8 protein-coding genes are annotated in these 12,746 nt (G+C 71.1%); 5 read left to right on the forward strand and 3 right to left on the reverse strand.

Annotation, left to right across the window (positions count from 1 at the left end):
• The first annotated feature begins 200 nt into the window (after positions 1-200).
• Positions 201-1,709 (forward strand): septation protein SepH, encoded by a 1,509-nt coding sequence (gene sepH, locus LTH96_RS06320; RefSeq protein WP_241464873.1) that lies wholly within the window; start codon positions 201-203, stop codon positions 1,707-1,709.
• A 17-nt stretch (positions 1,710-1,726) separates the two neighbouring features.
• Here sepH and LTH96_RS06325 read toward each other — a convergent pair whose 3' ends face one another.
• Together LTH96_RS06325 and LTH96_RS06330 are read right to left on the reverse strand one after the other, a co-directional pair.
• Entirely contained in the window at positions 1,727-2,926 is a 1,200-nt protein-coding gene (locus LTH96_RS06325) for an alkaline phosphatase family protein (RefSeq protein ID WP_241464874.1), read from the reverse strand.
• Between the two features lie 52 nt (positions 2,927-2,978).
• Positions 2,979-3,638, reverse strand: coding sequence for a DUF5998 family protein (locus LTH96_RS06330; RefSeq protein WP_241464875.1), 660 nt, complete (start codon positions 3,636-3,638; stop codon positions 2,979-2,981).
• A gap of 62 nt (positions 3,639-3,700) precedes the next feature.
• Between LTH96_RS06330 and LTH96_RS06335 the strand changes: the two genes are divergently transcribed.
• The 4 genes from LTH96_RS06335 (at position 3,701) to LTH96_RS06350 (ending at position 9,995) form a co-directional block, all read left to right on the forward strand.
• Positions 3,701-4,729 (forward strand): 3-oxoacyl-ACP synthase III, encoded by a 1,029-nt coding sequence (locus LTH96_RS06335; protein ID WP_241464876.1) that lies wholly within the window; start codon positions 3,701-3,703, stop codon positions 4,727-4,729.
• The gene (locus LTH96_RS06340) at positions 4,723-7,509 is read left to right on the forward strand and encodes an alpha/beta fold hydrolase (protein ID WP_241464877.1); all 2,787 of its coding nucleotides are present in this window, start codon (positions 4,723-4,725) and stop codon (positions 7,507-7,509) included. Before LTH96_RS06335 ends, LTH96_RS06340 begins: the two co-directional genes overlap by 7 nt.
• The gene (locus LTH96_RS06345) at positions 7,506-8,528 is read left to right on the forward strand and encodes an NAD(P)-dependent oxidoreductase (protein ID WP_241464878.1); all 1,023 of its coding nucleotides are present in this window, start codon (positions 7,506-7,508) and stop codon (positions 8,526-8,528) included. Before LTH96_RS06340 ends, LTH96_RS06345 begins: the two co-directional genes overlap by 4 nt.
• Before the next feature lie 168 nt (positions 8,529-8,696).
• Positions 8,697-9,995, forward strand: coding sequence for a hypothetical protein (locus LTH96_RS06350; RefSeq protein WP_241464879.1), 1,299 nt, complete (start codon positions 8,697-8,699; stop codon positions 9,993-9,995).
• Here LTH96_RS06350 and LTH96_RS06355 read toward each other — a convergent pair.
• Positions 9,982-12,717, reverse strand: coding sequence for a bifunctional GNAT family N-acetyltransferase/acetate--CoA ligase family protein (locus LTH96_RS06355; protein ID WP_241464880.1), 2,736 nt, complete (start codon positions 12,715-12,717; stop codon positions 9,982-9,984). The genes LTH96_RS06350 and LTH96_RS06355 overlap by 14 nt on opposite strands.
• Between the last annotated feature and the right edge of the window lie 29 nt (positions 12,718-12,746).

Raw genomic sequence — 12,746 nt, forward strand, 5'->3', positions numbered from 1 at the left:
CCTGATCAATCGTTGAGCCCTGGGCTGACACGGAGGGGCTCGGGACACAGCTGGTAGGTGGGGATGAGGACCAAAGAATGTCACGGGCGGCCCGATTGAGCAATCCTTCCAGGAGTGGTTGAGCACCTCGGTAGTTTTTACACCTCCCCGCGATACAGTGTCCGGAATAACCACCAGCTCGTTCTTCGGAGGAAGCACCAATGCAGCACCTGCGCATCGTCGGGGTCAATGACGAGGAGAACGTGCCGCAGCTCATCCTCTCCGACGAATCAGGGCAGGAGTTCGCGCTGCCGATGGATGAAGCGCTGCGCCACGCCGCGACCCGACCCCCAGTCCGTCCGGCCAGGGCCAGCCCCGGCAGAAGTCCGCTGACTCCGCGCGAGATCCAGGCACGGCTGCGCGCTGGCGCCACGGTGGACCAGGTGGTCGCGGCCTCGGGGCTGACCACCGCCCACGTGGACCGCTACGCCGGTCCGGTGCACGCGGAGCGGGAGTACATGGCCCAGCAGGCTCGGGGCACCCAGGTCGCACCCGCGTCGGCCGCAGAGGCGCACCGGAGGGCCTTCGGCGATGAACCCGCCAACCTCGAGGCCATGGTGAAGGTCCGGCTGCGCGCGATGGAGGTGGACCTCAGCTCACTGAGCTGGGACTCCTGGCGCCGGGAGGACGGCCTCTGGCAGGTCACCTGCGTGTTCGACGTCGACTCCTCGGCCACCCACGGTGCGGGCATCGGGCTCAGGCCTCCTGCCGAGTGGACCTTTCAACCGGAGACTCGCCACCTGCGGGCGGTGAACCGCTGGGCCGAGGCGCTCAGCGCGCTCTCCACGTCGGTGCCGACGCCGGGGAGTTCCGAGACTGACCCGCAGACCTCCGCCGCGGGCCCCGGGAGGCGACTGAGCGCCGTCGACTCCGTCTTCAATGTGGAAGACTCCAACGACCCGCGCGGGCTCGGAGCGACCTCTGCAGCCGACAGCGGAGCCGCGGGGCGCCGGCAGCCGGAATCCAGCACCCGCGGCTCGCGGGACTCCGCGCCCCGGCCGCAGACCCCGACTCGCGGCGACGCGGCATCCCGTGGTGAAGGACACGAGCACGAGGACCTGCTCGACGTCCTGCGGGCCCGTCGCGGTCAGCGCCTGGGCGCGGACGCCGAGGCCGACGACCGCCTCGCCCTGATGCTCAATCGGCAGGATCCGCAGGATCGCGACAGCTCCGCCGCCTCCTCGGACCGGTCCCCCGCTCCGGCGGGCCAGGATGACGAGGAACATTCCACCGTTCCGATCCCACGGCTGCGACCGGTCCAGAACGCACCAGCCTCCGACGACGCCGCGCAGGACGAAGGCGTCGATGCTCCTGCGCCCGAGGTGCGCGGCGCCACGGCGGCCGAGAGCTCTGCGGGCACAGCGGATGCGACCGAGCGGGCGACCGGTGACCGGTCCGCCGACGCGGCCGGATCCGACGGAGAGGGAACCGGCGCGACAGGCTCCGGCGCGGCCCCGAACGATGGCCGGCTCGACGCCTGGGGCTTCGCCTACGAGGGCGAGTCTGAGGAGCGCGGCGGCGCGGCAGGTCAGGCACCGGCACCCCCGGCGGAGGACGCTGAGCCGACCGAGCCTGATGCCGTGGCAGAGAAGCCGCGGAAGCGAGCGCCCGCGCGTCGGGCGAGCATGCCGAAATGGGATGACATCCTCTTCGGATCCAAGAACGACTGAACAAGGGGCGGGAGCTGCTAGGCGCCCAGGCGCAGCAGCGGCACCCGACGTTCAGCCTCGGTGAGGGAGCCGTGCTGGCCCACCATGTCCATCGGGGCCTGGCCCACCCTGTCACAGTGGTAGAGCGCGATGTCGCTGTGCGTGGCCACCAGCACGTCACCGATGCGCCCGGCGACCCGATCCTCCACCGGCCCGAACCACCCCGCCTCGCGGGCCTGCTCGCGGGTCAGGATCCAGGCCCGGTCACCGTACTCCTGCTCCCAGGCTGCGGCGATGGTCTCGGGGTCGGAGCCCGGTTCGGCATAGAGCTGCACCAGCCGCGGCTCGCCTCCGGTATGCCGCACCCCGTCGAGCAGGTGCGCCTGCGCCGAGAAGTCCAGCCGGTTCTGCGGCGCGACGTCGATCATCCCGTGGTCCGCGGTGAGCAGCACAGAGACCTGCTGGCCGTAGCGGCGGCGCAGATCGGTGGTGAAGCGTTCGGCCTCGGCGTCGAGCATCTCCAGCATCTGCAGCCACTGCGGGGAGTCTACGCCGTAGCGATGACCCGTCTTGTCCAGCTCATCGACGTAGAGGTAGACCAGCTGGCGTGGGGCGGGCCCCTGCCGCACGGCGCCGCTGCCGGGGCGCTGCTGCTGGATCCAGTCCGCGGTGAGGCGGAACCGGGCGTCCATCCGGGCGGCGCCCCGGAACTCGCCGCCGCGCAGCACCGCCCGGGTGAGCCCGGAGTCGATGAACTTCGGCCGCGAGGCGGTGAGCACACCGGCGCCGGCCTCCGCGGCGCGGTGCAGCACCGAGGGGTGCCGCTGCCACTGCGCCGGATCGACCTCGTCGTCCCAGCCGCCGAGCATGTTGACCATCCGGTCCAGCTCGGGCGCCAGGATGTCGTAGCCGACGAGTCCGTGCTCCCCCGGTGTGGTGCCGGTGCCCAGCGAGGCCAGGGAGGCCGCCGTCGTCGTCGGCACCCCGACGTCGAGGATCTCCGCGCTGGAGCTGCGCCAGGCGGAGGCGAGGAAGCGGGCGTGGCCTGAGTAGCGGGCGAGCAGCGCATCGCCGAGCCCGTCGACCATCAGCACCACCGTGGTGGCGGCCTCGGGCAGGCCCAGCCGATTCTCGAAGCCCTCCAGGCCAAGCGACGCCGCGGCGGAGGTCAGCACATGGCGCAGGTGTGCGCCGTCGTAGTCGGGGGCGACCGGCAGCGGGCGGGTGTTCGGGGTCATCTCAGCGGGTCATCTCAGCGGGTCATCTCAGCGGGTCATCTCGGAGAACGGCTCAGCGGGCGTGCTTGATGCTGGCTCGGCGCAGCGCGCGGACGAATCCGCGGGCCTCGTCCACGGCGGTGTCACCCTCGGCGGTGGCCGCGATCCGCAGCGCGATGTCCTCGGGCACCCAGTTTCCGGTGTCGCCGTGATCGGCCACGCACTCCGGGTTCCCGCACTCCGCCGGGTAGGTGTCGAAACGTGCACCCCCGGTCCAGGTCAGGTTCAGGGAGACCTCAGCCAGTGACCGGTCTGGGGTGAAGTTCTCGGGGCTGCGGTGGACCTCGGAGAGGATCAGTGAGCGGATCCTGCTGACCGGGACGACCTCGGTGGAGATCCGCGCCACGGTGTCGGCTCGGCGCGGATGCGGGGAATCACCGTGGCCGAAGGCGGGGCCGTCGTCGTCCTCCAGATCGTGGTCATCGAGGTGAGCGACGACGATCACGTCCTCGGCCAGCGCCAGCACCGTGATGTGCCGGTGGACCTCCTCCATGTCGAAATGGGTGTCCACGTGCACGATCTGATGGCTGGCCTCGCGCTCATCGAGCGCCTCGCTGAGCGTGTGCAGCACCAGGGAGGGGTAGAAGCCTCCGCGCTCGACCGCTTCCTTGAGGCTGTAGGTGGAGGCGGCGCCGCGGCGGTGCTCACCGGACCCGTGCTGGCTTAACGTCATGGAACTCATGCTATCCGGTACTGGGATTCGCCGGTGCGCCCCACATACGGGATACTGGTCCGGTGCCAGGAAACGCGACTTTTCACCACCGCAACGCCGCCCTCCTCTCCGTGACGGAGGTGCAGGCCCCGGAGGTCCTTACGTCAAAGGACCTTGACCGGCGTCTGGCGGATGCGCTCAAACGTCTCAGGCTGCCCACCGGGCTGCTCCAACGAGTCGCGGGGGTGAAGGCGCGGCGGCACTGGTCTGGACCAGGTGACGTCCGTGCCGGAACCGCGGAGGCCGGGCGCAGGGCGCTCGCCGCCGCCGGCATCGCGCCGGAGGACGTCTCGATGTTGATCAACACGTCGGTCTCCCGCGAACACCTGGAACCCTCGGTGGCGGTGGGGATCCACCATGACCTCGGGCTGCCCACCTCGGCGATGAACTTCGACATCACCAATGCCTGCCTGGGCTTCGTCAACGCCATCACGCTCGCAAGCTCCATGATCGACGCCGGTCAGGCCAGATACGTGCTGATCGTCAACGGTGAGGACACCAGGAAGGTCCAGGACGCCACGATCAAGCGGATCAACTCGCTCGAGAAGATGGCCTCCAGGGATGACTTCATGGCGGAGTTCGCCTCGCTCACCCTGGGCTGCGGGGCCGCCGCGGCAGTGATCGGGCCCGCGGATCAGCACCCGGAGGGTCACCGGATCATCGGCGGGGTCACCCGGGCCGCGTCCCAGCACCACGGGCTCTGTGTGGGCGACCACAACGGCATGTTCACCGACGCCCGCGGTCTGCTCGAAGGCGGCCTGGAGCTGGTGATGGACGCCTTCAACGATGCCCGCGAGCACTTCGACTGGGACTCGATGGACTCCTACATCACCCACCAGGTGTCCCAGCTGCACACCTCCTCGATCGTGAAGGCCGCGAAGCTGGACAAGAAGCGCGTCCCGGTCACCTATCCAGAGCTGGGCAATGTCGGGCCGGCCTCGCTGCCGATCACCCTGGCGAGGGAATCCGACCGGCTCCAGCCCGGAGACCGGGTGCTGTGCATGGGCGTCGGCTCCGGAATAAACACCGCGATGTTGGAGATCCAATGGTGAGCATCAGTGACCTGACCGGCCGCTTCGCGCCGATCCCCGCCGCCCCCGCACGGCTGCCCCTCGACCACGCCCCCGGCACGGTCTTCCCCGGGCTGGATCCCGCCTGGTCCCGGCTGGTCACCGCCAAGACCGACGACGGCGCCCGGACCTTCCACGTGCTGGACACCGGCCCGGAGCTCGCCGCCCGCGGGATCACCCCGACCGGCACGATCCTCGCCGTGCACGGAAACCCCACCTGGTCCTACCTGTGGCGGCACGTGCTCTCCGGGTCTCTGGAGCGCGCCCGCAGCGGCGCCGCCTGGCGGGTGATCGCCCCGGACCAGCTGGACATGGGCTTCTCCGACAGGCTCTCGCACCCGGTGCCGCCCGCCGCCGACGCTCCCAGCTACCGCCGGCTCCCGGCGCGCCTGGGTGATCTGGACGCGCTCATGGACGCCCTGGACGTGGACACCAGCTCCCGGCTGGTCACCCTGGGGCACGACTGGGGCGGGATCATCTCGCTGGGCTGGGCCGTGCGTCAGGCCGGGCAGGTGGACGCCGCGATCACGCTCAACACCGCGGTGCACCATCCGGAAACAGATCAGGTCCCTGCCGCGCTGCGCGCCGCGATGGCCCCGGCGGTGCTTCCCGCCGCCACGATCGCCAGTGAGGGCTTCCTGAAGGTGACCCTCGGACTCACCGAGGACCCGCTCCCCGAGGAGGTCCGCGAGGCCTACCGGGCCCCGTACACCTCTCGGCGCGGACGCGGAGGCATCGGCGGCTTCGTCGCCGACATCCCTGCGGAGACCTCGCATGTCTCCCGCGCGGCGCTGACCGCGATCTCCTCCGGGCTGCGCGACTGGGACAAGCCCACGCTGCTGCTCTGGGGACCCAAGGACCCGGTCTTCCAGGACCGGTATCTGGCAGACCTGCAGTCCAGGGTGCCCCACGCCGACCTGCACCGCTTCGAAGGCGCCGGCCACATGCTCGCCGAGGACCGGGACATCAGCACCCCGATCTTCACCTGGCTCGATGACCACTTCGGCGCCGGCACAGCCCGCGCCGCGCTGGAATCCCCGGCTCCTGCGGGCCGGGTGCTCGGACTCCACGAGCAGCTGGCCGAACTGGCCGGCTCCGAACGGCGGACCAGCCCCGCCGTCGTCGACATGACCGCCGAGCCCGAGGCCTGGAGCAGTGCCGAGGATGCCGCCACCGGTGACCGCGCACTGAGCTGGGCGGAGCTCTCCGCCCAGGTGGACGCACTGGCCGTGGGCCTGTCGTATACCGGGGTGCGCCGCGGGGACCGGGTCTCGCTGCTGGTCCAGCCGGGCGCCTCGCTGACCGTGATCCTCTACGCCTGCATGCGCCTCGGCGCCGTGGCCGTGGTCGCCGACGCCGGCCTGGGGGTGCGCGGGATGACCCGCGCCGTCCGCGCCGCCCGGCCAGACTGGGTCATCGGGGCGCTGCCCGGACTCACCCTGGCGCGAAGCCTCGGCTGGCCCGGAAAGCTGATCAGCGCCCAGGCGCTCTCCCCCCGCCGCGCCCGCCTGCTGGGCACCGTGGCCTCGGTGGAGTCGCTGCTGAGCCGCCACGAGGGCGCCACCCCCGATCAGCTGGCGGCCCCCGCCGCAGATGACCCGGTGGCGATCCTGTTCACCTCCGGCTCCACCGGACCGGCAAAGGGCGTCATGTATACCCACGGCCGGCTCGGCGCGCTGGTCGCGCTGCTGGTGGAGCAGTTCGACATCCGCCCTGGAGCCTCGCTGATCGCCGGCTTCGCACCGTTCGCCCTGCTGGGCCCCGCCATCGGCGCCACCTCGGTGACCCCGGACATGTCGGTGACCCGACCCGCCACGCTCACCGCCCAGGCCGTCGCGGATGCGGCCCTTGCCGGGAGCGCGACCATGTTCTTCGGCTCCCCCGCAGCGCTGCGCAACGTGGTCGCCACCGCGGGCCAGCTCACCGCGCTGCAGCGCCGGGGGCTCTCCGAGATCACGCTGGTGCTCTCCGCCGGAGCCCCGGTGCACCCGGACCTGCTGAACGCCGTCCAGGAGATCTTCCCCGCGGCCGAGATCCACACCCCCTACGGGATGACCGAGGGCCTGCTCCAGGCCGACATCGAACGCCGCCAGGTGCTCGAGGCGGCCGCCACCGGCCAGTCCGGGGTCTGCGTGGGCACACCGGTCGCGGGCGTGCGCTTCGCGCTGGCCCCGCTGGACGGCGTGGGACGACCCGCCGAGGAGCTGCTGGACCCCGCCGAGGCCGTCGGCGTGCTCGGCGAGATCGTGGTCTCCGCAGCGCATCTGAAGGCCGGCTACGACAGGCTCTGGCAGACCGAGCGGGCCTCCCGCCGGGACACCTTGGACGGGCTGATCTGGCACCGCACCAATGACATCGGACACTTCGACGCCGAGAACCGGCTCTGGATCGAGGGCCGGCTGCAGCACGTGCTGACCACGCCCGCCGGGCCGCTTGGTCCGGGCACCGTGGAGACCCCGGTGGACGCGCTCGAAGAGGTGGCCCGCAGCGCCGCGGTGCCGGTGGGACCGCGAGGCACCCAGGCCGTCGTCGTGATCGTGGAACCGGCGCCGGACCGCAGCCTGCGCACCGGCCGGTCCCCGGTGGCCGAGATCAGCTTCGCCGCCCGGGTCCGCGAGGCCGCCGGCGAGGTTCCGGTCGCCGCCGTGCTGGTGCTCGACGAGCTGCCCACCGATGTTCGACACAACTCCAAGATCGATCGCACCCGACTGGCCGGCTGGGCCGAGAAGGTCCTCGCCGGCGAGAAGGTCGGGGCCCCATGAGCCGACTCATCGAACCCGGCGCCCGGGTGCTGGTCACCGGCGCCTCCGGGCTGCTGGGCCGCAGCGTGGCGCAGCGGCTGGTGGGCCAGGGCTATCAGGTCACGGTGCTCCAGCGCGGCGCCTCCGGTCTGGACGGCGTGCACGAGGTGCGCGGCTCGCTCAGTGATCCGGCCGCCGTCGCGCGCGCCGTTCAGGGCCAGGACGCGGTGATCCACATGGCCGCGAAGGTCTCGGTCTCTGGTCGGCATGAGGACTTCGTGGAGGTCAACGTGCGCGGCACCCAGCGGCTGCTCGACGCTGCGGTGGCCGCCGGGGTGACAGATTTCCTGCATGTGTCCTCCCCCTCGGTGGCCCACGCCGGGGCTTCGCTCATCGGCGCCGGCGCCGGGCCGGCGGATCCGCAGCACGCCGTGGGCAGCTATGCCAAGACCAAGGCGGAGGCCGAGCTGATCGCGCAGGCTCGCGGCGCCGCGGACATCAACGTGCTGATCCTGCGCCCGCATCTGGTCTGGGGCCCCGGCGACGGACAGCTGACCAGCCGGATCATCGACCGGGCCCGCTCCGGGCGGATGCCGATCCTCGGCTCCGGAGCCGCCCTGGTGGACACCCTCTACATCGACAACGCCGTGGACGCCTTCGTCGCCGGGCTGCGCCGGCTGCCGCAGATCGCCGGGCAGCGGCTGGTGCTCACCAACGGTGAGCCGCGCCCGATCGGCGAGCTGATCACCGGCATCGCCGCCGCCGGCGGGGCCCCCGCTCCGCGGCTGCGCCTGGCGCCCGGGCTCGCCAAAGGGCTGGGCGCCGTCGTGGAACGTCTCTGGGCGCTCAGCGAGAAGCTCGCCGGCCCGCGCGCCGACGAGCCGCCGATGACGAAGTTCCTCGCCGAGCAGCTCTCCACGGCCCACTGGTTCGACCAGCGCACCACCCAGCACGCCCTCGACTGGACCCCCGAGGTCAGCCTGGACCAGGGCCTGGCGCTGCTGCGCGAGCATATCCAGTCCACCGGCAAGGTCCTCTGACCCTCCCCCCTCCTGGGTGGTTGAGTTCTCCGGTCGGTACGTATCCACCGGAGAACTCAACTGCCTTGGATAGGCGTGCCCGTGATGGGCGTCCCCAGGACAGGTGGCGCTCTCCACAGTTGCGCATCGGACGTGGTGGGCGGGTGAGTGCTCCGGCACGGTGTAGCCATGACTTTCGAGACTCCCGCCGCTCCCGGTCCGATCCGGCTGATCCGCTCGGCCTGGCAGCCCGATGACCTGCACAGCGCCACCCGACTCTCGGCGCTGGTCGCCTCGGCGGCGCTGCTGCGGGTGCGCCGCGGGGTCTATGTCGACGCGGCCGCGTGGATCACGTCCCCGCCGTGGATACGCGCGCAGATCGCGGTCGCCGCCATGGCGCACCGCCGGCCGAACTCGCTGTTCTGCCGTGAATCGGCCCTGCTGCTCCACGGGCTCCCGCTGACGACGACGCCTCCGCACATCACCCTGCGCACGAACGACGCCAGCCTGGTCGGTATCGGCCGCCGCGAACCGATGACCGGGACCACGATTGCCGAGAACTGGCTCGCCGCCTACCGGACCAGATTCCACGATGACCACACGACGACGGCTGCTCTGCTGAACGTCCCGACCCGCCGCTTCGAGACGGTGCTGCCGCGCGGGATGACCCGCGGCGCCGCCCGGGAGGCCCAGCGGCGCGGCGCAGGCCCACAAGCGCAGGTGCGGCTCCCCGCGTCGGCCCTGCCCGCGGTGGCCGGGCCCGAGCCGGGGTACCTGGTGGAGCCGCTGGAACTGGTCCTGCCCGACGCCGTCTCGCGCATGCCCTTCCCCGACGCGGTGGCGGTCCTGGACGCGTTCCTGGCTCATCAGGCTCGGGGGAACCTCGCGGCGCCGCCTGACCCCGCTCCTGATCCCGCGACCTGGGGCGAGGCGTTCCTCTCGCACCGGCTCACCGGGCGCTGGAAGGCTGCGCTGAGCTTCGCCGATGCCCATGCCGAGTCCCCCGGCGAATCGGTCTCCCGAGCGCTGATCCACCAGCTAGGCTTCGCCGCCCCGACGCTGCAGGTGTGGATCGCCACGGATGTCGGGGATCAGCGCGTGGACTTCGAATGGACCGTGCAGGGCTCCTCCCGGACGTCACCCGCGGTGCACCGGATCGTCGGCGAGTTCGACGGGCGCGGGAAGTACTTCGACGAGGCGCTGCTGCGGGGCCGCCCCGCCAAGGAGGTGCACTACGCCGAGAAGCTCCGTGAGGACGCGATCCGCCGCACCGGACGCGGCATGGTGCGCTGGGACTGGACCAACCTCTCCCACCCGGAGATGCTCGCGGCGAAGCTCGGCCAGGCCGGGGTGCCCCGGGTCCGACCCGAATCCCGACCTACCACGGTGATGATGCCCGGCACCTCTCCCCCGTGGTTGAGTCTTCCGGCCGAAACGTCAGGACCGGATAACTCAACCACCCAGGAGGGGTGGGTCAGTAGCGGCTGATCGCGCGGCGGGCTGAGTCGGTGCGCTGCTCCGGGTTCGCGATCTCGATCGCGGCGTGCAGCACCTGCACGCCCTCCGGCGAGGCCAGCACCGGGGTCAGCTCCAGCGATGCCACCTGGGGGTGGTTGTCCTTGAGCGTGGCGACCCGCTGCAGCGTGTCCTCCAGTGCGACGATGTCCACCGCCGGGACGCCCTTATAGCCGAAGAGCCGCTTCGCCGCGCGCGGGCGGCGGACCAGCCCGCGCACGTCCTGATCGGTCAGCGGCGGCACCGCATGCGCCCAGTCGTCCAGCAGCTCCACCGCGTCGCCGGAGAGTCCGAAGGAGACCACCGGGCCCATCAGCGGGTCCTCGATCGCGCGGATCACGCAGCCCTGTCCGGCCGGCGCCATGGACTGCAGCTCCAGGCCCCCGGCCCCGTAGTCGGCCAGGACCCGGCGCATCTCAGCGATCGTGCGGCGCAGCGCCTCGGGGTCCTCGATGTTCAGCTGGACCCCGCCGAGGTCCAGGCGGTGACGCAGGTAGGTGTTGGTGGACTTCACCGCCACCGGATAGCCCAGCGTCTCCGCCGCGGCCAGGGCCTCCTCCTCAGTGGAGAACACCACCGAGCGCAGCATGGACAGCCCGTAGGCCTCCAGCAGCTCGGCGCAGCGCTCGGGCTCGAGCTGACGCAGCGTCGCGCCCTCGACACCGTCGAGCCAGCCGTCGAGCAGCTCGTCGCCGCGCCGGGACACCGTGGTGCCCTCCAGCCCGACCGGCACATAGGGCTCCCCGATCCCCTCGGAGCGCCAACGCTGATAGCGCACGATCTTCGCCAGCGCGGTCAGCGAGCGTTCCGGGGAGGAGAACACCGGGAAGCCCTGCTGCAGCGACCCCTTCTCGATCACCGGCGCCGCGTTGCCGATGTGGTTCAGCGGCACGCTGGTGTCCAGCACCCCGATCCAGGAGGCCACCATCGGTTTGGTGTGCTGGCGCGCTGTCTGCGAGATCAGTCGGCTGTGGTCATAGTGCTCCCCGGTGACCGCCGGCTCCAGGCACAGCGCCACCGCGTCCACGTCCTCGGCGGTGAACAGCTTCTGCAGCGCTCCGGCCAGCGCGGCGTCGGCCTCGGCGCGGGGAAGATCAAGGTCCAGGTCCCCGACGACGTGGGTCGCGGTCAGGTCCAGGGTGCCGGCGGTGTCGGCCAGGATCCGGCTCATCGAGGGTGAGTTCGAGAGGATCCCGACGCGCCCGCCGCCGGGCAGCGGCTGGGTGGCGAGCACCTGGAGCACATCCATGAGCGAATCATGGTTGCCCACCTGGATCACCCCTGAATGCTCCAGCATCGAGTCCACCGCGCCCATCGGCGCCCTGGTGGTGCGGACCTCGTGGCCCGGGGGCAGGCTGCGCCCCATGACGTCGGACTTCGCCACGACGACCGGCTTGGTGCGCGAGAGCCTGCGCGCGATGCGGGAGAACTTGCGCGGATTGCCGAAGCTCTCCAGATAGACCCCGACGGCGCGGGTGGAGTCGTCGTCCTCGAAGTACTGCATCGCGTCATTGCCGGAGAGATCCGCGCGGTTGCCCGCGGAGATCACCGAGGACAGTCCCAGCTCGCGCCGGTTGGCCTGGGCGAAGAGCGAGACCCCGATCGAGGCGGACTGGCTGAACAGGCCCACGCCCCCGCGCAGCGGCATGGTCGGCGAGAGCGAGGCGTTCAGCGAGACGTCCGGATCGGTGTTCAGCAGCCCGACCGAGGCCGGACCGATCACGCGCATCCCCCAGCGCCGGGCCAGGCGGACCAGCTCGCGCTGATCCAGCCGCTGATGGTCCTCCTCCTCGGAGTCGCGGCCAAGGTCGGGGGCGGTGATGATCAGGATCCCCTTGACTCCGTTGCGTCCGCAGTCGGCCACCACCTCGGTCAGGTGCTCCGCCGGAACTGCGACGACGGCGAGGTCCACCTCCTGCTTGATGTGCGCCAGGGAGGCATAGGCCTCCACCCCGCCGACCTCGAAGGCCTCCGGGTTCACCGAATGAACGCCCCCGGTGAAATGGCCTTCGATGAGGTTCTGCACCAGGTGATAGCCCACCGAGCCGTACTCGCGGGACGCTCCGATGACCGCGACCTGTTCCGGGGCGAGCAGCTCGGCGATGCTGCGCGACTCGGCGCGATGCTCGCGGGCCTCCATCACCGCCCGGGAGCGCTCGGTGGGGTCGATGGGGAACTCCACCATGACCACACCGTCCTCGAAGCTGCGCTGGGTCTCATAGCCGGCCTCGGAGAAGACCCCCAGCATCTTGCGGTTCTCCGGCAGCACCTCGGCGGAGAACCGCTCAAGTCCTCGCTCGCGACCAGCCGCTGCCAGGTGCTCCAGAAGAATCGATCCAAGTCCGCGGCCCTGGTGCTGGTCAGAGATGTTGAACGAGACCTCTGCCTCCCGGGTGCCTTCGATGCGGTCATAACCGCCCACGCCGATGATCTCCTCGTCGAGCAGGATCACCATCGCGACCCGGTCGACGTGGTCCACCCGGGTGAACCGGGCGAGCTCCTTCTCGGTCAGCGCCGACTTGAAGGTGAAGTAGCGCAGGTAGATCGAGGACTCGGACTGGGAGGAATGCAGGCGCTGCAGCCGCTCCGCGTCCTCCGGGTTGATCGGGCGCAGTTGGGCCGCAGCCCCATCGCGCAGCACGACATCTGCTTCCCAGTGCGCCGGATATCCGCCGGTTCGGGGTGTCTCACCCATAGGATCAGACTAACCAACCCCGCCCCGAG

This window comes from Nesterenkonia sp. LB17 (assembly GCF_022565915.1).
In the GTDB taxonomy this organism is placed as follows: domain Bacteria; phylum Actinomycetota; class Actinomycetes; order Actinomycetales; family Micrococcaceae; genus Nesterenkonia.